Source organism: Maribacter sp. Asnod2-G09 (assembly GCF_045063795.1).
GTDB lineage: Bacteria > Bacteroidota > Bacteroidia > Flavobacteriales > Flavobacteriaceae > Maribacter.
The window spans coordinates 1,047,895-1,070,392 of the sequence record NZ_JBEFOA010000004.1; the positions used below are offsets into that span (position 1 = coordinate 1,047,895).

At 35.9% G+C, this 22,498-nt stretch carries 11 protein-coding genes; 4 read left to right on the plus strand and 7 right to left on the minus strand.

Translation table 11 applies throughout. The annotated features are described in order from the left end of the window. Positions 1 to 21 precede the first annotated feature (21 nt). The gene (locus ACJJVT_RS11495) at positions 22 to 1,683 is read right to left on the minus strand and encodes a sulfatase (protein ID WP_405398800.1); all 1,662 of its coding nucleotides are present in this window, start codon (positions 1,681 to 1,683) and stop codon (positions 22 to 24) included. A 587-nt stretch (positions 1,684 to 2,270) separates the two neighbouring features. Between ACJJVT_RS11495 and ACJJVT_RS11500 the strand changes: the two genes are divergently transcribed. The 4 genes from ACJJVT_RS11500 (at position 2,271) to ACJJVT_RS11515 (ending at position 12,045) form a co-directional block, all read left to right on the plus strand. Next, positions 2,271 to 5,567, plus strand: a complete 3,297-nt coding sequence (locus ACJJVT_RS11500; protein ID WP_405398802.1) for a SusC/RagA family TonB-linked outer membrane protein — start codon at positions 2,271 to 2,273, stop codon at positions 5,565 to 5,567. A gap of 11 nt (positions 5,568 to 5,578) precedes the next feature. Beyond that, on the plus strand, positions 5,579 to 7,126 hold the full coding sequence (locus tag ACJJVT_RS11505) for a RagB/SusD family nutrient uptake outer membrane protein (RefSeq protein ID WP_405398804.1): 1,548 nt from the start codon (positions 5,579 to 5,581) through the stop codon (positions 7,124 to 7,126). Positions 7,127 to 7,143: 17 nt separating this feature from the next. Beyond that, positions 7,144 to 8,628, plus strand: coding sequence for a PKD domain-containing protein (locus tag ACJJVT_RS11510; protein WP_405398806.1), 1,485 nt, complete (start codon positions 7,144 to 7,146; stop codon positions 8,626 to 8,628). A gap of 102 nt (positions 8,629 to 8,730) precedes the next feature. Beyond that, the gene (locus tag ACJJVT_RS11515; RefSeq protein ID WP_405398807.1) at positions 8,731 to 12,045 is read left to right on the plus strand and encodes a VCBS repeat-containing protein; all 3,315 of its coding nucleotides are present in this window, start codon (positions 8,731 to 8,733) and stop codon (positions 12,043 to 12,045) included. A 121-nt stretch (positions 12,046 to 12,166) separates the two neighbouring features. On the opposite strand, the gene ACJJVT_RS11520 is transcribed toward ACJJVT_RS11515, so the two are convergent. From ACJJVT_RS11520 to ACJJVT_RS11545, 6 genes are all read right to left on the minus strand, one after another. Next, on the minus strand, positions 12,167 to 13,357 hold the full coding sequence (locus ACJJVT_RS11520) for an HYR domain-containing protein (RefSeq protein ID WP_405398809.1): 1,191 nt from the start codon (positions 13,355 to 13,357) through the stop codon (positions 12,167 to 12,169). Between the two features lie 145 nt (positions 13,358 to 13,502). After that, positions 13,503 to 14,996, minus strand: coding sequence for an alpha-L-fucosidase (locus ACJJVT_RS11525; RefSeq protein WP_405398811.1), 1,494 nt, complete (start codon positions 14,994 to 14,996; stop codon positions 13,503 to 13,505). A gap of 25 nt (positions 14,997 to 15,021) precedes the next feature. After that, positions 15,022 to 16,413 carry a c-type cytochrome domain-containing protein gene (locus ACJJVT_RS11530; RefSeq protein ID WP_405398812.1) on the minus strand — a complete coding sequence of 464 codons (1,392 nt, stop codon included), beginning with the start codon at positions 16,411 to 16,413 and terminating at the stop codon, positions 15,022 to 15,024. Between the two features lie 21 nt (positions 16,414 to 16,434). Beyond that, positions 16,435 to 17,541 carry a twin-arginine translocation signal domain-containing protein gene (locus ACJJVT_RS11535; RefSeq protein ID WP_405398813.1) on the minus strand — a complete coding sequence of 369 codons (1,107 nt, stop codon included), beginning with the start codon at positions 17,539 to 17,541 and terminating at the stop codon, positions 16,435 to 16,437. 19 nt (positions 17,542 to 17,560) lie between these two features. Next, positions 17,561 to 19,075 (minus strand): DUF1501 domain-containing protein, encoded by a 1,515-nt coding sequence (locus tag ACJJVT_RS11540; RefSeq protein ID WP_405398814.1) that lies wholly within the window; start codon positions 19,073 to 19,075, stop codon positions 17,561 to 17,563. Positions 19,076 to 19,101: 26 nt separating this feature from the next. Continuing rightward, the gene (locus tag ACJJVT_RS11545) at positions 19,102 to 22,356 is read right to left on the minus strand and encodes a DUF1553 domain-containing protein (RefSeq protein ID WP_405398816.1); all 3,255 of its coding nucleotides are present in this window, start codon (positions 22,354 to 22,356) and stop codon (positions 19,102 to 19,104) included. Positions 22,357 to 22,498 lie beyond the last annotated feature (142 nt).

Here is a 22,498-nt window from a genome sequence, read left to right on the forward strand (position 1 = left end):
TTAGTTTAAAAGAAGTACCGTTTAATCATTCCAGTGTTCATCTATTACCTTCTGAATATGTGGATACTTATCGCCATCCTCTTCATTTAAACTCTTTCGCTTTTGTAAAAGTTGATTTTTTAAATCTGCAATTACATCTTTGTAAACAGGGTTATCATATGCATTGTTCATTTCTTCAGGATCCTTACCTAAATCATAAAACTCCCACGCAACAGGTGTATCCATCTCAAACCTATTACCCCAACTTTTTTTATTCCACGTTGCCTTCGGACCTTTTGTATTTACCCAATACTTACCATAGAAAAAGATAAGTTTATATTGTTTTGTACGAATACCAAAATGCGCTGGGTTAGCATGCGCATGCGCCATATGCATCCAATATCTATAGTAGGTAGATTGTTGCCAGCCCTCTGGCTCTTTTCCCGTTTCTAGAATAGTTTTAAAACTATTTCCCTGCATTTGTTCAGGTGCTGTACCACCAGCCATATCAATTAAAGTAGGTGCAAAATCGGCATTATTGATAATGGCATCAGTTCTAGTACCTGCTTTTATTTTTTCAGGATAACGTACAAAGAATGGCATACGCATAGATTCTTCATACATCCATCTTTTATCAATATAATCATGTTCCCCTAGCATAAACCCTTGATCACCCGTATACACAATTATAGTATTATCATAAAGCCCCTCTTCTTTTAAAAATCTGATTAATCGCGCCACATTATCATCTACACCTTTCACACAACGTAAGTATCTTTTTAAATATTCTTGATAAGTGGCATGCGTATATTCTCTATCACTTAAGTTTAGTTTCTTTTGAAAAGAAGCATTAAACTCAGGATTAGAGATTTTCGTGAACTCATCGCTCCATAATCGCATACCAATACTTCTAATGGTATTTCGTTTAGAAACAGACGAGCCTATAACAGTTAACAACGAATCATTATTTCCTCTAGTTGCAACAGAACCATTATTACCATTTACATACAAGCTGGCCGGCTCTGGTATATATGCATCTTCTAAATAATCTTTATATCTAGGCGCATACTCAAAATCATCATGCGGCGCTTTATAGTGGTGCATTAAGAAAAATGGCTTGTCTTTATTTCTTTTATCCTTTAACCATTCAATAGTTAAATCGGTGATATTATCACTGGAGTGCCCCGTAGTTTCAATTCTATTTTTAGGCCATTCTTCCTCACCTTGTACAATAAACTCGGGATCATGGTATTTACCTTGCCCAGGTAAAACCGCATAATAATCAAATGATGCAGGTTCTTCTTCTAAGTGCCATTTACCCACAATAGCAGACTCATAACCTAACTTGCCCATTTCTTGAGGCAAATATTGCCTATCTGGTGGTATATGACCTTCTAGATCTAACACACCATTTGCTTGGCTATATTGACCTGTTATTATTGTAGCTCTACTTGGCGTACAAATCGCATTTGTAACAAAACAATTATCAAAGACCATTCCCTCATTCGCTAACTGATCTAAAGCCGGTGTCGGGTTTAAGGTCGCCAATCTACTACCATAAATACCAAAGGCCTGAGTCGTATGATCATCGGCCATTATATAAATGATGTTTGGTTTTTTAGCCTCAACAGTTTCTTTAGGAGCTTCTTCACAAGCAGAAAAAAATACACCTATCAGAAAAATAAAAAAGAGTTTTTTGAACATTTTTAAGAGAGTTTTTAAGGTCAAAATTTGCAATACATGATACGTATTATACGCTTTACAAAAGTTACCTATTTTTTAGAACTATGAAATAACAAATGATTTTATGAACAAAACATATGAGCTATATGCAATAAAATAAACACTTTATAAAGACATAATTCTCTATTTTAAAAGTGATGTTTTCTTCATTCTATTACCCAAGAGTATACTTATTAAAGGTAGCTTTTTACATATATCGATTACCAAATAGATGTAGCATAACAATTTCACAAATAAACTTACACGTAACCTATTTACATAAAAATGCTCCTTGCATTTGAGATTGTTTATACCACTACCAATAATGAATTACACGCTAAATTATTTAATACTGCAGTTGCTATCAAAAAACAAATTTCACAATAATCAAGCATGATAATTGTGAAAATGGAATTAAAAAGCCCTAAAAATGAAAAATAGTAACCACTTTAACATTTTTTTTAGACAAACACATTTGTTACCCTTTAAAAATCATTTGTAATCCCGCAATAAGATGAATAATCAAATATTTGCTGAACTAAACTTAATTACATTCACAACTTATGAAAATGAAAATCTTTTTTAAACGGAAATCAGGAACCCTACTGATAGCAATTCTAGCGCTATTGGGTATGGGTACCATGAACGCTCAAACGAGCAGCATTCGAGGAACGGTAACTTCAGATGATGGTCCTTTACCAGGTGTAAGTGTAGTCGTAAAAGGTACTACAAACGGTACTGTGACTGATTTTGACGGGCTGTATACCATTAATGTTAATAGTGATGATGTTTTGGTATTTACCTATATAGGTTATACTAAAAAAGAAATCGCTGTTAATGGAAAAACAACTATCAACACAAACTTAGCTGAAGACGTTTCTGCTCTTGACGAAGTAGTTGTTATAGGGTATGGTTCTGCAAGACGAAAAGATTTAACTGGATCAATCGTATCAATTAAGGCCGAAGAGTTAAACAGGGTAAAGCCTATTTCTTTTGAAGGTGGTATTGCCGGTAAAGCTGCAGGTGTGCAGATCGTTGCCTCAGAAGGTGGTCCAGATGCAGGTTTTAAAGTACGTGTACGTGGTGGAACATCGATCAACGCCAGTAGTGATCCATTATATGTTATCGATGGCTTTGCTTTACAGGGTGATAACCAAAGTACAGGTGTAGGTTTAGGTAACTCTACTACGAGTCCTTTATCTTCAATTGATCCAAGTACCATAGAATCTATAGAGGTATTAAAAGATGCTTCTGCCACGGCAATTTATGGTTCTAGAGGAGCTAATGGTGTTATTATAATAACAACTAAAGGCGGAAAAAAAGGAAGATCTACCTTAAACTTTGAAACGTATACATCTGTTGGTACGTTAGCAAGAAAAATAGATTTATTAAAGGGGCAAGAATTTGTTGATTGGTGGAACGAGTATTTTCCATGGGATCCTAATAACACCACTCAACCTCAAATTTCAGCTTTTAGAGATGAATTCGGTAACAACATTAGTTTAAATGACCCTAGAGTTATTCTTACCGATTGGCAAGACGAAATTGCTAGAACTGCCATAACAAGTAACTATAACCTTTCTATGACCGGTGGATCTGACACCAACTCTTACGCAGCATCTTTTTCATACTTAAATAGTGAAGGTATTATTAAGACCACAGATTTTGAAAGATATAATGCTAGTTTAAGATTGAATCAGAATATCTCTAAAAAATTAAAGGCAGGTGTAAATCTAAACATGGGTTTCACACAATCTAAAGGTATTGTAACCTCAGCGAGTTCAAATGCTAACGGGCAATCTGGTATTGTTACTAGTGCTGTTCTTTTTAGCCCAGTACAAGGTATAACACGATATGATGATGCAGAATATGATGAAGATGGTAGAATTGTATCATTACGTTCGGGCGATGTTGTTAACCCAAATAGAATATTAGAAGGAAACACCAACCGTTCATTACGTTTCAATTCTTTTGGTAATGTGTATCTAGAATATCAGTTAGCTGATGGATTAAAATTTACAACTTCACTTAGAGGTAATTTTGGATCTAGTAAAGGCCAAGCCTATTTCTCTGAGAAATTTGGATACGGTCAATCTGTAGGTGGTAGAGCTTTTACCAATAACAGCAATAACGTTGGTCTTACAACAGAACAAAACTTATCATTCAACAAAACGTACGGTAAGCACAGGTTAAATGCGACTGCAGTATACGAACAACAAGAGTCTTCTTTTGAATTTACCAATGCTAGATCTACCGGTTTTGATTTACCTGGCGTAAACTTAAATAACTTGGGTACAGCACAAGAAACCCTTGCTACATTATCAACTTTTAATAAAAACTCTTTAAGATCTGTTTTAGGTCGTGTACAATATGATTTTGACGATCGCTATGTTTTAAACCTAAGTGCACGTTATGATGGCTCATCTAGATTTGCCGAAGGTTACAAATGGGGTTTCTTTCCTTCTGCTGGTGTAGCATGGAAAGTATCTAACGAAAATTTCTTAAAGGATAACCAAACAATAAGCAACTTAAAATTTAAAGCGAGTTATGGTGAAACTGGTAATACAGCTATAGGATCTTATAGATCATTACCGCAAACAGCTACATCTTCAGCCATTTTCAATGGTAATCAATTAGCCATTGGTGTTGCAATAGGCAATTTAGTTGTCGATGGTTTAACCTGGGAAACTACCTCCCAGCTTGATGCTGGTGTATCTTTAGGTCTATTTAAGAACAGAATCTCTATAGATGCCGAATACTATAAAAAAGAAACAACAAACTTATTATTGGACAAGCCTATACCAGGTACTACAGGTTTTGAAACCGTATTTACAAATGTTGGAAGTTTAGTAAACGAAGGATTAGAATTCGCTGTAAATACAGTGAATATAGATACCGAAAATTTCTCATGGAATTCTAGCTTCAATATTAGTTTCAACGATAATGAGGTTACCGATTTAGGTGGAGCTACTGAATTCTTTACAAGAGCAATTGGTGACAATCAAATTCCAATTGATTATGTTACTCGTGTCGGAGAGCCAGTTGGTTCTATTTACGGTATCCAAAATGATGGTTTATACCAATATTCAGATTTCGTTGATTTTGACGGATTAACAGACGCTGAAGCTGCTCAAAAAATGGCGCAAGATGCATCTGATACCGGGTTACCTCTTTATGCACTCAATTACCAACTAAAAGATGGTGTAGTAGTATCTTCTGGTAGAACCGATACTGCAACATATAGACCGGGTTTACCTAAGCTTAAAGATCAAATAACCGTAGATACTGATGGTGATGGTATACCAGATAGTGCCGATGGTATAATAAACTCAGATGACAGAACAATTATAGGACGTACGGTACCAAAGCATTTTGGAGGATTCACTAATAATTTTACGTATAAAAACTTAGATCTTTCTATACTAACATCATGGTCATATGGTAATGATGTTTACAATAAAAACCTTGTAAGAGGAACTAGTCAAAACATTCCGTTCTTTAATAAATATGGTGCTATAAGAGATAGATGGACACCAGTAAACACTGATACCAATGTGCCTATTATAAATGGTTTTGGTGATGCCGGGGTAAGCGGTAATGCATACTCAGATTATGTAGAAGATGGTTCTTTCTTGAGATTAAGTAACATTACAATTGGGTATAAATTACCAAATAAGGTTACACAAAGCTTAGGTGTAAAATCATTTAGACTTTATGCTGCCGCTGACAATTTATATGTATGGACCAATTATACTGGTTATGACCCAGAAGTTAGTGTTGGTAACAACCAACTAACACCTGGCTTAGACTCAGACTCTTATCCAAGAGCCAGAACTTTTAGAGTTGGACTTAATATTGGATTTTAAAAAAAATGATTATGAAAAATTATAAAAAAAATTACCTAAAACCATTTATTTTACTCGGAGCTATTATTACACTTATTTCATGTAGTGATACTTTTTTATCAGAAGACCCAGATACCTTTGTTTCACCACCTTTACTTTTAGTAAATAAAGAAGGGGCACAAACATATCTTAACGGTGCCTATGATGCCGTACAACAATCAATTGCACCTACTGGTGGCAGTAACCCTGCACCTTGGTCCATTTTTTGGGGTACAACCGCTGCTGACGAAGTAGTTTTTCCTAACTGGGGCGGTGAGCGTAAATTGATATACTTACATCAAGTAACCCCAACAACTGGTGCAATCAACTCAGCATGGGTAAAATATTATGAGTCTTTAAATAGAATAAACAGTGTTGTAGACAGAATTGATGCGATGTCACCAGATCAAATAGAAAGTGATCTAAAAAACCAATACGTGGCTGAAGCAAAATTTCTTAGAACAACTTTAAATTTCGCTTTGGTAAGTTCATGGGAAAATGTTCCTCTACTTAAAAATGAAGTTATTTCATTAGATGACATCAATGTAACGCAAGCTGCACCTTCAGAAGTGTATGACTTTATGGTATCAGATTTAATTTCTGCTTTACCATACTTACCCACTGAGCAAGGTGGCGGTCGTGTAACGGCAGGTGCTGCAAATGCATTATTAGGGAAAATTTACCTACAAATGACTGGTTTTCCATTAAACCAGACCGATAAGTTTCCTTTAGCTGAACAAGCATTAAAAAATGTTATGGACAGTGGCGTTTATGAGCTTTTACCAGTATATCGAGATGTTTTTACATTAGATAATGAACAAAGTACAGAGATGGTATTTGCTGTAGGAATTGATGGTCCTGCCCTAGGTGAAGGCGGTCTATTAAGCACATTTTATGGTCCTCAAGGAAGCGTTCAGAATGGCGGAGGCTGGGGGACTTGCCATATAAACCATAGTTTTGCAGATAGCTATGATATTGATAATGATGTACGTATGGTCAATAACATAGCGCGACATAATGCCAATAATACAGACCCAGAAACTGCTGTAACTGACCCAACTTCATGGACGGTAGGTAAAGATGTTTGGAGAGGATGGAAATGGCATGCAGAAAGCCCAAATGGGTATGCTAACGATACTCCTTTTGATTACCCATACATTAGATATGCAGATGTTCTATTATTGTATGCAGAGGCTTTAAACGGTCAAAACAAATTAACTCAGGGTGTTATAGACAATACGGTAAATCGTTTAAGAACAAGAGCCGGACTACCAACAGCAGATATGATGGTATTAGGTTCTCAAGAAGATAATGCTATAGAGTTGTTATCTGAAAGAAGAAAAGAATTGTGTTTTGAAGGTTGGAGACGTAATGATTTGATCAGATTTGGAAAATATGCAGAGTCTATCTCAGGCATTACCCAAGCAGGTCCAAATGCTGGCGATCCTATTACTCAGTATGAAGATTTTGAAATCAGATGGCCTATACCAGATGCTCAAATGCAATTAAACCCTAACCTAGTTCAAAACCCAGGTTACTAAACAAAAACATTACAAAAATGAAAAATAAAAAATATTATAGCCTGTGGGTTTTAACACTAGCACTTTTAGCAACATTTATAAGTTGTGAAGAAGATGGTAATGTTAGAGATGGTATAAGAGATGTTAGCTTTAAAGCAACAGCAAAAAACAGAAATATAACCGAAGGAGGTACCGTTACTTATATTGATTCGTCAACAAATGTAACCAGTAGATTATGGACATTTACCGAGGGTAGTATACCTACCTCAGATCAAGCAACGGTAGATGTTGATTACCTAACTGGGCAATCTTTAAATGCAGAGGGTGTTCTACCAGGTTATCTTACATCATTATCAGTAACACATGATGATGGTACGGTTGAAGAAGGTGAATTTTTAGTTCGTGTTTATAATAAAGTAAATGTTGATTTTGAAGCTGAAGATACTGAAGTTATTATCGGTGCTAGCACTACATTTACACCTATAGTTGAGAATTTACAATCGTTATTTGAAGAAGCTAGAGAAGAAGATGGTCTAGAATGGACTTTTGAAGGTGGTACACCTGCTACCTCTAACACTGAAAACCCTACCATAACCTACAACACATTAGGTACATACAGGGTAACATTAACTGCACATAGAGAATCTCCGCTCAGTGAGGCTACTAAAAGTGTTGAAGGATTTATTACTGTTACAGAGCCTGTACCATTAGTACCTGATGCTGCTGTAGAATTAGAAGACGAAACAATAAGCATTTCTTTTAATGGAGATTTTGAACCTATTACCGGTCAAGAAGCTTTCGTTGAGGTTAAAGTGAATGGTGTTAATTTTGCTGTAGAAAGTTTATCTGTTGATGCAACTGATGCAGGTTTTTTAAACATTAAGTTACAAGATGCAATTTATCAAGATGATGAAATTACTGTATCCTTATTGCCAGGAAGTAATATTGTGGCGATGGATACAAGGACCCCAGAAACTTTTACAGACTTACCTGTAGCGTCGTTTAAAGAACAGTTTTTAATTTCTGAAGGTCAATTTGAAGAAGAATTAGATACTGATTGGATTAAATTACCTCAAAATGCTACTATTGATGGAATTACAGAGGTTCTATTAGTAGATCCTCCAACAGGTGAACCAACAGGGGTAGTTCCTTCAGGTAAGGTAATCAATTTAGCTTTAAATAGAAATGGAGGTACCACACTAGGTAATGCTAATGCTCAAACGGCTACCGCTGAAGTTAATTTAGTAGCAGGTAATAATTATGTAATTAAATTTAAACGTTATATAACAGCTAATTCTCCTAATATTTTATTCCGCTTTAATAATCAAGGTGGTGCCAATCAGCTTTCTTTTAACGCTATGGCAGGAGATCCAAATTTAGTTGACAGGTGGCTAGAATCTGAATTTAAATTTACTGCACTAGCAACACACGCTGGGAAATTTAATATAGTATCTGCTTGGGCTGCCTATGCTGATTTCTATATTGACGATATAGTAATTGAATCTGATGAAGCAAGACCATAATAAAATTTTTATATTAGAATAGATAAAAAACTGTCTGGAAAATTAATATTTCAGGCAGTTTTTTTTATTTTCCTTACCTCTAAATAAAACACCAATTAAATTATGAAATACAAGTTTGTAACTTTAATATTTGCTTGTCTCTCATTCTTTACATGCAAAAAAGATATTACCAAAGAAGATGTACTAAAAGAAGAAAATGACTCACCATTGTTTGAGTTAGTAGCTTCACAAACAAGCGGAATAACTTTTAGTAATGACATTGAAGAGAATTTCGAGCATTTTTATGAATTTTTCAACTATGTATATAACGGTGCAGGGGTCGCCGTTGGCGATATTAACAATGATGGCTTAGCAGATATTTATTTTGTGGGCAACGAAGTTGAAAACAAACTTTACCTGAACAAAGACAATTTTGAATTTGAAGATATCACCGCTAAGGCGAATATTGATAAAAATAAAGGATGGCATAACGGTGTAGTCATGGTCGACATCAATGGAGATAATCTACTTGATATTTATGTTTGCCGAGGTGGGTTTAGAAATAAAAAGGAAGACAGAGAAAATTTACTTTTTATTAATCAAGGCGATTTGACCTTCAAAGAAGACGCGGCATCATTTGGTTTAAATGATAATGGCTACTCGATTATGGCTTCTTTCTTTGATGCCGATAATGATAACGATTTAGACATGTACCTTACTAACAGACCTGAAAAATTCTTTCAAAATTACACTCAAGTACTAGAAGGTAAAGCTAACGAAGATGATTTTTATAGAGATAAATTATACATTAATAATAATGGAAAATATGAAGAAATTGGGCTAAAGTCCGGCATAAAAAATAATTACGGCTACGGTTTAGGTTTGGCTACATCAGACTTAAATAGTGACGGCAAAATAGATATCTATGTTTCTAACGATTATTTAGAAAGAGATTATGCATATATAAATCAAGGCAATAACTCGTTTAACGATGAACTTACCAAGCGCTTTAACCACGTTCCTTTTTACGCTATGGGTGTAGATATTGTAGATTTTAACAATGATGGTTTTGAAGATATCATTCAATTAGAAATGTTACCTGAAGATTACGAACGTTCTAAAACTACCATGGCGTCGATGAATACAAAATTGTTCGGTGATATGACCACGAACGGTTTTCATTACCAATACATGCACAACATGCTACACTTAAACCGGGGTAATGGTATGTATAGTGAAATCAGTGCATACGCTGACGTAGGAAAAACCGATTGGAGTTGGTCTTGTTTAGGTAGTGATTTTGATAATGATGGTTTTAATGATCTCTTTATCACTAACGGATTTAAAAGAGATATTTGGGACAAAGACACGAATGCTAAAATTGGGCAATACATGCAAAGTATGGAAGCTCGTAAAAAAACCACTCAAGAAAATGTGGCTTACATTGTAAATCAATTCAAAGAAAATAAAAAACCTAATTATATTTTTCAAAATAATGGCGACCTAACATTTACCAAAAAAACCCAAGAATGGGGTCTAGATAAAGAAAGCTTATCCAATGGTGCATCTTTAGGTGATTTAGACAACGACGGTGATCTCGATATTATTGTAAACAATATAGATGGCACTGCTTTTATCTATAAAAACACTTCTGAAGAATTAGATAACAATTACTTAAAAATAAAATTGAACGGCCCTAAGAACAACCCATCGGGCCTAGGTGCTAAAATAACTTTAAAGTACAATAACGAAATACAACATCATGAGTTTAAAACTGTAAGAGGTTATTTATCATCCATTGAACCTATCAATCATTTTGGATTGGGAAAAACAGATACTATAGATGTATTAGATATTGTATGGCCAGATGGTAAAGAATACAAGCTACAGCATGTACAGGCTAACCAAATGCTAGAAATTAATTATGATGCCGCAAAAAATAAAACAGCCCCTAAAGTCCCGGCTAAAACTATTTTTACAGAAGTCACTTATTCAAAGTTCAGTTCACCCTTTGTTCATCTAGAAAACGAATATGATGATTTTAAAAAACAGATTTTACTTCCTCATAAATTATCTCAAAACGGACCATGTATAACCGTTGGAGATGTCAATAATGATGGCTTGGAAGATTTTTATGTAGGTGGCGCGGCAAATCAGCAAGCAGCACTTTATTTACAGAATTCTAAAGGTCAATTCTCGATAAGTAAACAACCAGCTTTCGCATCGACCTCAAAATACGAAGATGTTGGTGCAGTGTTTTTTGATGCTGATGGCGACATAGATTTAGATTTGTATGTGGTAAGTGGTGGCAATGAATTTAAACAAAACTCCCCTGCCCTACAAGATCGACTCTACCTTAATAATGGTAAAGGTAATTTTGAACTAACTAATAGTTTACCAAATGCAACAGAGAGCGGTTCATGTGTTGTACCGTTAGATTTTGATAATGATGGCGATTTAGATCTGTTCGTAGGTGGTAGATTAGTTCCTAATTCTTACCCAAGCGCACCAAACAGCTTTTTGTTAGAAAACAACGATGGAATATTTACTGATGTTACCCAAAAAGTAGCCCCTGAACTATCTGAAATCGGGATGGTAACTTCGGCTACTTGGACCGATATTGATGGTGATTCTACTAGGGAACTTATTTTAGTAGGTGAATGGATGCCTATTACCATTTTCAAAAAACAAGGCCAAGAATTTGTCAACACAACAGACTCTTTCAATCTAACAAATACAAGAGGTTGGTGGAATAAGATAGTTGCAACAGATATCGATAAAGATGGAGACACTGATTTTATAATCGGAAATCTTGGACTTAATTACAAATTTACGGCTAGCGCTGAAAAACCATTTACTATTTATGCAAATGATTTTGACCGAAATGGCACCAATGATATTTTTCTGACCAAGCACTACAAAGATAGGCTTGTACCTGTGCGTGGTAAAGAATGTTCTTCTCAACAGCTACCCGAAATAAGCCGAAAATTCAGAACCTATCAACAATTTGCAAAAGCAGATATTGACGATATTTTACCAAATATTGAAAATGCATTAAAATATGAGGTCGAACTTTTTGAAAGTATCATATTAGAAAACGATAATGGCGAACTAAAGATCAAACCACTACCAAAAGAGGCGCAGTTTTCTGTTATAAATGGTATTGTTGTAGATGACTTTAATAACGATAATATTCTTGATATTTTAATAGCAGGAAATAAGTTTGAGGTTGAAGTTGAAACCACAAGAGCAGATGCATCAATAGGACAACTATTTCTAGGTACCGAAAGTGGAAATTATAAAGCTATAAATTACCTTGAAAGCGGAATTTTACTTCCATATAATGTAAAAGGAATTGAGAAAATAACTATTGATAACAAGACCGGAATTTTAAGTGCCGTTAACGATGATAAGTTACGCCTGTTTGAACTACAATAAATCATACTCAGTTCGCTTTAATACATTAGAATTATTTATAAATAAAAAAGCCGGAGTTGTTTTACCAACTCCGGCTTTTCACCTAATTCACTTTATGTTCTCGATGTATTAAGCGCGTCAGCTATTCATCTTCAAGTTTCCAAGATCTGATCCAATCATATTTTGTCGTTAGATCATCAAAAGAAGCAGTTTTAAATATGGTTTCAGAATCAATCGGGTTCCAATCATAAGTTTCTATTGCCATGGTCAAATGCCCCTCTAAATCAAAATCAGCAGGCGGATTTGTAATGGTATGTGTTAATTGTCCATCCAAGTAAAATAAAATCTCGGTTGGCGATTTCCACCAGCATCCGTATACAAAGTACCTCGAATTATTTTTCTCTTCTAAAACTGTTTTGGCGGGACTTTGTTTTGAACCGGTTACTTCGGTATCACATTCCCTTTCATGTCGCCAAGTATTAGAAGCATATATATGATCAAAATCTGCCGCCCAAGCAGCGGTCGTTGTAAGTCTGCCCACACATTCCTGTATATCTAATTCAAGCTTTCTTAAAGGACCAGTATTGCAGTTCTGTTGAAAAGCTATCCAAAAAGTAGAAGACATAATTGTTTTATTCGCTTGCATTCTACATTCATAATAATGCCCTTGTGTTGCTTTTAACTTAGAACGTACTATTGCACCGCCATGGGTAAACTCTATGCCATTAACTGTTTTAGGAGTTTCAAATTCTTCGGTAGTAACATTCATGTTGCCGTCACTAACAGATACATTATCAGACTCAAATAAGCCCGGTGGGCGACCGATCCAATTAAAGCCATCGGTCGACGGGCTTCTATGCCATTTATCATCATCAAAAGTGGTTCCATTAAATTCATCTGACATATTCTCGACCCTGATCCATTTTTTGCCTTCAGGTGTAGGGTTTGAATTAACAAAATAAGGCAGATTTGCAGTTGGGTCATTCTGTACAACGGTAACTTCAAAACTACATGTCGTTTTATTTCCTGCCGCATCTCTCGCCTCAAAAGTATTGATTGTTGTACCTATCGGAAATTTTGCTCCTGTTGCCAAACCCTCAATCTGAGATGTAATGGCGCTTACGTTATCGCTCCCTTTAGGAGTTTCATAAGTAACCTCAGCACCATCTTCAAAAGATTCAATGTTTATGCTTAAAGATTCTTGACAATTTATTGTGGGGGCTATAGCGTCTACCTCAACCTTATCAGCGGAGTCATCGCCGCTACTGCAAGAGGTCAATACACATAAAGCTAGGGAATAAAATATCCGGTAATTCAGCATATAAAACTTCATTCTTTTTGTTTTATATAAAGTTAATCGACCACTAAAGAAATATCTTTTCAAATGTTTTTTACACTATAACATATGATCTATCATCATAAAGCTTAAAAAACGTTATACCAGTAATATGAGTTGAAGTGAAACTAGTACACTATTGTTATTTTACAAACTCAATCTTATAGACCAATGCGTAATCACCAATTTTGTTTTCAGAAGGTTGAATAATTAGTTCAGTATCATTTTGTGCCCAAGAGATTTTCTCAGGATTCCCTAAAAGTTGAATACTTCTTATTTTTCGTTCCTGTTTACCTAGAGCCCTTATATGTATTTCTTCTTGTGGGCGATCTAGAACTATAGCATAAAGCGTGTCGTCTTTAGTAGTAAATCGAATATCCTCTGCGGTATTGTCTGCATTTTTATGTTCACTCAAATGACCTTCAATTACTTCTGCTTGGCCTTCTCCATAAACTTTCCAAGGTCTGGTACCATAAATAGCTTCGCCATTTGTAGTTAACCACTCTCCCATTTGCAATAAGCGTTCTTCAACTTCAGTGGGTATTTTACCTTGAGCAGTAGGTGTAATATTAAGTAATACTGCTCCATTTTTACTGACCACATCGACCAAAAAGTCAATAAGTCTATTAGTAGATTTATATTTCGGATTTTGAATATTACTCCATGCTTTCCAATCTATAGAATCGTCGGTTAACCATGTAAATTCTTTTTTCTCGCTCATTCTAGAGCGTTCTAAATCTAATACTGCAGAACCTACCGCCAAATCAGTAAATTTATAAGTAACAACTACATCTTTGCCTTTTTCAAGACCACGATTATAAAAATCTGCCAAGAATTGTTTTCTATAGTTTTCACCAATAATATCCATTTTATTATCGAACCATATAATATCTGGATCATAGGTAGTGGTTAATTCGGTAAGTCTGTTGAACCAATCTTGATTGAAATTTTCATCTGGCAACGGATCGGTTGGTTTATTCGCCATTACAAATGTACCCTCTGGAACTTTTGGACCATAGAGTCCTTTATAAAGTGGATTTGAAGCATCTGTATTTTTATCCCAAGTTGGGTACCATGCATACAACCAATGACGATGAAAGGTGGTAATAAATTTAAGTCCCCGAGATTTTACGGCTTTTTCCATAGCACCGACGACATCGATTTTTGGTCCCATATCTTTCGCATCCCATTGGGTCAGTTTGCTATCCCACATCGCAAAACCATCAGCGTGTTCGGCAATAGGGCCAGCAAACTGTGCTCCGGCTTTTACAAATAAATCTGCCCAAACATCGGCATCAAACTCTTCAGCCTTAAACATCAGTATAAAATCTTTGTAACCGAATGTATCTAATGAGCCATATGTTTCTTTATGGTAAGTATTTATTGGGTGCCCTTCAACATACATCCACCGAGAATACCATTCATTTTCATAAGCAGGCACAGAATAAGGTCCCCAGTGAAAATAGATTCCGAATTTTAAATCCTTATACCATTCAGGTACTTCATATTGTTGTAAAGATTCCCAATCGGCTGTATAATGTTGTTTATTAATTTCAGTGTTGGTAAAAACTTTTTGTACAGAACAACCTGTCAACATTAAAACAGCAATGCAACTAAAAAATATACCTTTCTTCATGTGCGTATGTACTCTAAATTAAGCTTTAATCAATTATAATTTTAGGAAAATCTTTGATTCCTTTCTTCTCTAAATCTTCTTTTTTGATATTCGTTTTCCAAACATAGGCATATTTAAGCTGCTTCATTTCAGAAAAAGAAGGGATACTTTTAGCCGTTATTTCAGTACCCAATAGATTTAAACTCGTTAAATTCTCTAGCTGCGTTAATTGAGCAACTGCTGCATCTGACAACGGATTATCGTTCAATTTCAATTTTTGAACATTTATAAACTGAGAAATCAATTTTATATGGTCATCTTTAATTTGATTATTCTCTAATGATAACCAAAGAATATTCTCTTTTATAGAAAGTAATTTTTCGAGTTTTTTGGACATGGTATCGGTTGTACCATTTTCATTTGAATTTGGCGCTAGAACAGCTTCATACAATCCAGATTCAAATGCCAGTTCACGTAATCTAAAGCCTTCTACCTGTAGTTCAGTTATTTTATCATCAGCAACTAAACTCACACTCGGAATCGGTATCTCTGAACCACCAGAAGATCCTGCTGACAAGCCAAGCATAGTGCTAGCTATACCTGTAATATTCTCATCTGTTTCTACCGACGCTACTTTAGTTTTAAAATTCGCCTGCGCATTATCGATCCAATACGTCAAAATAGCTATCTCTTCTTCGGTTAAGGGTGTTTTACCTTCGGGCGGCATAAAATCATCGTGATGCGGATCTAACAATACTCTTTTCAGCATTTCAGAATTCGATGCATCACCAGGAATTAATATATCACCGTTTTTTCCGCCACTAAGAATAGCCAGACTATCTGCAATTGAAAGTCCGCCTTTCTTTTTACTTGAATTATGGCAACTTGCGCATTTATTCTGCAAAATAGGATTTACCAGATGACCAAAAACCTCAGCATCTTCAACTTTAGTAACCGCAACCAGTTCTTGTTTTTCTGCACCACCAAAAGGCATATATTTCACCAAATAATCACTACCATGTGTAAGGTTACCACCGTAATGACCCGTAACACTTAATAGAATTACCAATAGGGTTAGAAATGAAATATTTGGCTGTAACTTTTTTAAGCTTGGTACTTTAATTTTTTCGATTCGTATACCCCATGCTAAAAATGCAATAGCAGTGGTTGCAATACCAAACCAAAAATGAGTATCTAAAGCAGCCTCTTCATAATCGCCACTTAATGATAACATATACCCTAAAATACATGCTACGGCACCACTAAGTCCTCCTAAAAATAAAGCCAACGGAATACCTGAGGTTAGCACAGGATTCTTTTTCCAACGACTAAAAACTTCCAATACAAATGCAAAAAACAAAAAGCCAATAGGTAAATGCACCACAAGCGGATGAAATCTACCTAAGAACAATACAAAATCTGGAACACTATTCTCCATAACTATTTCTTCAAAATCACTTTAAACACGTTCTAATTTAATGGGTGCCGTTTTATTGGCGTTCCATTGGCAGATGTATAAATTTTTATCTTCATCTACACATACATCATGTCCATGTAGAATAGGCTTATTCTCTAACTGATATGATTTTTGCAGTGCACCATTTTTATATTCGGGCGAAGTACCACCTGGATTAGAAACCACTTTATCACCTTCTAAGATGGTTACAAAGCCAGTATGATCTTTCCAATTTGTTTTTCCGACTTTTGGCTGAGACCAACATACACCAGCGTACAAATTAGTATCATCAAAAACAGGTCTACATACCTGCATATTGGGGAGTGTAAGTGTTTTAACATAGGTACCGTCTAGGGTAAACCATTTAAACGATTGTTCGTTTCTAGAAGTACAGACCACCATGGGGTTATTTTTATCTCTATAATCTATTGCTACACCATGTGCATTTTGAAGATTATAATTCGAATCTTCATTTTCGTGACCGCCCCACTTGCGAATAAACTCGCCTTTATAATTGTACTGTAGAATAAAATCTTGCCCATAACCGTCTGCAACGTAGATATCACCATTAGGACCCACAGCAACTTCTGTAGGGCAATAATTTAGTCCCGGTTCATAAACACCAATAGTTTGTGGGTGTCCAATATCAAAAAGCACTTTACCGTCTATCGTAGTCTTTGAAACTCTACCGTTATGCTTGATCCACTTTCCTGTTTTATTTAGGTACCACCCAGAATCAGCCAAGAACAAGAAATCTTCGCCTCCTTCATTTGAAATTGTTAATCCGTGACCACCTGGGTAGGCAGTTCCCCAATAGTCCAATAACTTACCAGATTTATCAAATATCAATACATTGTTCTGTGGGTGATCACCGATCATAATTAAACGACCTTTACTATCCATTTCCATTTCATGGCAGTTCAACAAGGGTGTTCTAACCGAACTTATTTGCGCCCAATCGTTATGCACCTTGTATTGATAATCGCCATGACCTAATATGGTATCGGCCGGTTTATTCTTTTTTAGAGTATTGAATCCGAATGTCGGTACAGCCGTTAAAGCTGCACCTGCAATAGTGGTTTTTTTTATAAAATTTCTTCTGGTTGGCATAAATGTTATTTGTTGACTACTAGGTTAATAAATCTTTAACTACGTTACCATGAACATCGGTTAAGCGGTATCGTCTGCCTTGATGTTTAAAGGTTAATCGTTCATGATCAACACCGAATAGATGTAAAAGCGTTGCATGAAAATCGTGCACATGCACTGGATCTTTAACCACGTTATAACTAAAGTCATCTGTTTCGCCATAACTAAAACCTGGCTTTACACCTGCACCTGCCATCCACATGGTAAATGCTTTTGGGTGATGATCTCGACCATAGTTTTCTTTTGTAAGTTGACCTTGAGAATAGACCGTTCTACCAAATTCACCACCCCAAACTACCAAGGTATCATCTAGCATACCACGTTGTTTTAAATCTTTGACCAATGCAGCAGTAGCTTGGTCTGTTTTCTGTGATTGACTTTTAACCCCACCCGGACAGTAGTTATGCTGATCCCAACCTTGGTGATACAGCTGCACAAATTTTACGCCCTTTTCTAATAGTTTTCTTGCCATTAGGCAATTTGCGGCATAAGTGCCTGGATCCCTACTGTCTTTACCATACATCTCAAAAGTACTGTCTGACTCGTCTGATAAATCTGAAACCTCAGGTACAGAAGTTTGCATTTTAAAAGCCATTTCGTATTGCGACATTCTAGCCTGAATTTCAGGGTCACCATAAGCATCGTGTTGAAGGTTATTAAGATCACCCAAATAATCTAACATATGCCTACGATCATTACCATCGTAATTCTCTGGATCACTTAGGTACAACACTGGGTCTTTACCCGAGCGAAATTGCACGCCTTGGTGTTCGGTAGGTAAAAATCCGTTACCCCATAAACTAGCCTTTAACGGTTGTCCTTTTCCATTTTTAGAAACTAGGGTAATAAACGTAGGTAGGTTTTCATTGTCAGAACCAAGACCATAGCTTAACCACGAGCCTATAGAAGGTCTACCCGGTAACTGATTACCCGTTTGCATAAACGTTATTGCCGGAGTGTGATTAATTTGATCCGTCTGCATTCCTTTTATAAAACACAAATCGTCAACTACCTCAGATAAATACGGCATTGCATCACTGACCCAAGCTCTAGATTCTCCGTATTGCTTAAAGTTAAAAGTTGATGGTGCAATGGGCAGTGTGCTTTGGTTACCACTCATACCTGTTAATCGCTGACCACTCATTACAGAATCTGGCAGTTCTTTACCGAACATATCTGATAGTTTTGGCTTATAATCGAACAAATCCATCTGTGACGGACCTCCACTTTGAAATAGATAAATAATTCTCTTTGCCTTAGGTAGGTGGTGTGGTAGTCCTAATCTATTCTTATTATATGCTTTTAGAATATCTTCGGGCGCACTATTCTTATCAATACCTGCGAATAATTTTTCGGTTCCCAAAAGACTACCCAATGCCAAGGCTCCGATACCCAAAGACGTTTTCTTTAAAAAATGTCTTCTGTCTAGCTGACTTTCTAATTTTTGTAAATCTTTATTATTAGACCTTAATTTATGTTGATGATCGTTACACATAGTTTTATACGTTTAAGGTTAGCCAATTATCTTTTTGTGATGGTAGCATCTGCATTCATAATTGTACTTGCCACTACGGCATTTGCTGCAATAAGCGCTTTGTCATCTGTTTGGCTTAATTTGAAAGCACCTGTATTTATCCAGCCCTTTGTTTTATCAATGTTCTTTTGAAATTTTGAATACTCTTCTTTCTGAAGGTTCATCAATAATGACAACTCCTTTTCATTGGGTGCTCTACCCGTCAATTTTATGAACGCTGAGCGAATACCTGTTTCAATAGAAGTAGCTTCAGAAATTCTTTTCCCTAGAACTCTTGAAGCCTCTATGTAAGTGGGATCGTTAAGTATAACTAGGGCTTGTAATGGCGTATTTGTTTTCTGTCGCCGAGAAGAACATAAATCTCTTGTGGGTGCATCAAATGTTGCTATAGTTGGGTTTGGAACCGTTCTCTTCCAAATGGTATACATGCTTCTTCTATAAAGTCCTTCTTCACTATCTTGAACATAGGTGTCACCGTTCACTTCCCATAACCCCTCTGGTTGATAAGGTTTTACGCTCTCCCCTCCAATTTTTTCATTTAATAACCCTGATGCGTATAGCGCGTTATCTCGAAGCATTTCACCAGATAGTCGAGTAGAAGGTCCGCGAGACAACCACTTATTTTCCCCATCGACTGCAAGAAGTTCTCCGCTTATAACCGAACTCCGTTGGTATGTTCGAGACATCATCATGGTTTTTAATAATAGTTTGACATCCCAACCAGAATCTACAAAACGAATAGCCAACCAATCTAGCAACTTAGGGTGAGTAGGTAAATCGCCTTGATTACCAAAATCTTCTGAGCTCAATACCAACCCTCTACCGAATAAATTTTGCCAGTACCTGTTCACCGTTACTCTAGCCGTCAACGGATTTTTCTCATCTGTTATCCATTTAGCCAAACCTAGCCTGTTTTTTGGCCATTCTTTTTTCCATGGTAAAATATCTTCAGGCACATTGGGAAAAACCGAATCGGTAGGTGAATCGTAATTTCCGCGATCTAAAATATAGGCTTGACGAGGCGTTTTACGCTCTTTCATTACCATTATTTGTTTAACCCTTTCTGTACTATCTACTAAAGTTCTTCTTTTAAGCTCTACCTCTTTGAGAACAGTTGCATATGCTTTAGATTTTGTATTTAAAAAGTATGCCGATAATAGCTGTTTTTCAGTTTCGCTTAGGTTTGAAAATTGCTTTTGTTGCAGCTCTTTCAACTTATCAGAATTCTTTATTTGTAGCACCTCAATAGCTGAAATTTCTCTATCGAACACCAATAAATCATCTACTACAGCCCCTCTAATACCCTTATCTCGCCAAATAGCCCCTACTCTTAAACCAGGTTCTAATTTTGGACTCTTTGCCCCATATAATTGCAAGCCATTGAATACAATATCTTTATAAAGATTATCGAACGTTGTTTTGGTTTTCAGTTTTTCGCCGTCTTGATAAATTGAAATTCCTTCAGCTTTACTAGAACCATCGTAAGTCATCGTTAACTGAACCCATTTCTCTTTAGGCACATCATTTAAAGACTCAATAACTATCGCATTATCTGGATATACATGTGCTAACAATGCTTCTATTTTATTCTCTTTTATTTTTAGATGATATCCTCTAAACGAGTGTAGTTCAGAGCTATTCATTTTATGGAATATAACCCCGTCGTCTAAGTCGGTCGGTATAAATACTTCAATAGAAATACTGAACGGTTCATTTCTTTTATAAATTCCAATTTTATCCAAATCTAGCCACGTATCACCATCCATCGCCAAGCCCATACCTGAAGCACCTTGCTTATAGGCTGCTTTTTCATTCTGCACAAACTCTTGACGCATTTGAATTTTATTGCGACCATTACCACCTACGGTATTAATTAGTTTTTGTTCATCAAAATTGAATGCGGCGACCAGCCCATTGGGTTTACTATTTACAGGAATGTTTTTATAGTCGTTACTAGCCAACCATACCTCTGCTTTCTGAACTTCGGTTGTTTCTGTTTCCGCCAGTCTTTTCTCAGTGGTTTTTACAATTTCATCTAAATATGCTAAAACACCTTCTTGCTCTTCAGTTGGTAATAACATCGCCGGTACGGGTGTAGCCAAATCCCAAGGAATCAATCCTGTTTCGTCTATATTATTGAAAAAGCTATACATCTCGTAATAGTTTTTCTGAGAGATGGGATCGTATTTATGATCATGGCATTTTGCACAGGCATAAGATAAACCTAAGATACCTTGACTTACTGTAGCTGTTCTATCGGCAACATATTCTGACCTAAATTCTTCGTCAATAATACCACCCTCTAAGTTCTGCGGATGCAATCTATTAAATGTGGTTGCCAGTTTTTGTTCTAGGGTCGGGTTCTCAAACAAATCGCCCGCCAATTGCCAAGTAAGAAATTCATCATATGGCATATTTTCATTGAATGATTTAATGACCCAATCTCGCCAGGGCGAAGTATCTCTATATCTATCATTACTATACCCATGAGTATCTGCATAGCGCGAAACATCCATCCAATCGAGGGTCATTTGTTCCCCGAAGTGCGTTGAAGCTAGCAATCTATCTATTTGTTTTTCAAATGCATTCGAAGAAGTATCTTTTAAAAACAATTCTATTTCTTCAGGTGTTGGTGGTAAACCTATTAAATCAAAAGAAGCTCTACGCAACAATACCTCTTTCGAAGCCATTTCAGATGGCTTCAGATTGACTTCACCTAACTTTGCCAATACAAAATTGTCAATTTCATTATTAACGGATTGTTTTTGGTCTACCTTAGGAATATCATATTTTTCTGGTTGCAAAAATGCCCAGTGATCCTTGTATTCGGCACCATCTTCTATCCATTTTACTAAAACCGCTTTTTCATAAGCGGTAAGGGTTAAATGAGAACTTGGTGCAGGCATTATTAAGTCTTGATCATCTGTTATTATTCGATGAAAGAATTCGCTCTTCTTTAAATTACCAGGTGTAATCGCAAACTTACCAGGCGTTTCACTCAGTTCGCCGTATGCAAATTCTGCTTCATGAAGTTGTAAACCTCCTTTAATGTTTCCTTTATCTGGACCATGGCACAAATAGCATTTATCAGATAATATAGGTTTTACATGTTGATTAAAATCTACTTCTTCAGGTAGTTTCTCATAAGCCACTGCTACCAATTCAGGAAGTTCTGGACCACCACAGGATGATAATACCACAAGAAAAAATCCGAATATTATAAGTTTGATAAGATTTGTCATAAAAAATTATAAAATAAGTACCCTTCCAAAAATAAATTATCAAAACCCTAAAGACTGTTACAAATCAGTTCATAAAATGTACATTTCCGATATGTCTATATTAAATCGAGTTGATATTAAGGGCAAATTCTTTAATTTTAAA

What these genes read in the sequence shown, in the direction of transcription:
- ACJJVT_RS11535 (WP_405398813.1), bottom strand. Translation starts at nt 17,541, where the DNA reads ATGCCAACCAGAAGAAATTTTATAAAAAAAACCACTATTGCAGGTGCA.
- ACJJVT_RS11495 (WP_405398800.1), bottom strand. Translation starts at nt 1,683, where the DNA reads ATGTTCAAAAAACTCTTTTTTATTTTTCTGATAGGTGTATTTTTTTCT.
- ACJJVT_RS11545 (WP_405398816.1), bottom strand. Translation starts at nt 22,356, where the DNA reads ATGACAAATCTTATCAAACTTATAATATTCGGATTTTTTCTTGTGGTA.
- ACJJVT_RS11510 (WP_405398806.1), top strand. Translation starts at nt 7,144, where the DNA reads ATGAAAAATAAAAAATATTATAGCCTGTGGGTTTTAACACTAGCACTT.
- ACJJVT_RS11525 (WP_405398811.1), bottom strand. Translation starts at nt 14,996, where the DNA reads ATGAAGAAAGGTATATTTTTTAGTTGCATTGCTGTTTTAATGTTGACA.
- ACJJVT_RS11530 (WP_405398812.1), bottom strand. Translation starts at nt 16,413, where the DNA reads ATGGAGAATAGTGTTCCAGATTTTGTATTGTTCTTAGGTAGATTTCAT.
- ACJJVT_RS11515 (WP_405398807.1), top strand. Translation starts at nt 8,731, where the DNA reads ATGAAATACAAGTTTGTAACTTTAATATTTGCTTGTCTCTCATTCTTT.
- ACJJVT_RS11520 (WP_405398809.1), bottom strand. Translation starts at nt 13,357, where the DNA reads ATGAAGTTTTATATGCTGAATTACCGGATATTTTATTCCCTAGCTTTA.
- ACJJVT_RS11500 (WP_405398802.1), top strand. Translation starts at nt 2,271, where the DNA reads ATGAAAATCTTTTTTAAACGGAAATCAGGAACCCTACTGATAGCAATT.
- ACJJVT_RS11540 (WP_405398814.1), bottom strand. Translation starts at nt 19,075, where the DNA reads ATGTGTAACGATCATCAACATAAATTAAGGTCTAATAATAAAGATTTA.
- ACJJVT_RS11505 (WP_405398804.1), top strand. Translation starts at nt 5,579, where the DNA reads ATGAAAAATTATAAAAAAAATTACCTAAAACCATTTATTTTACTCGGA.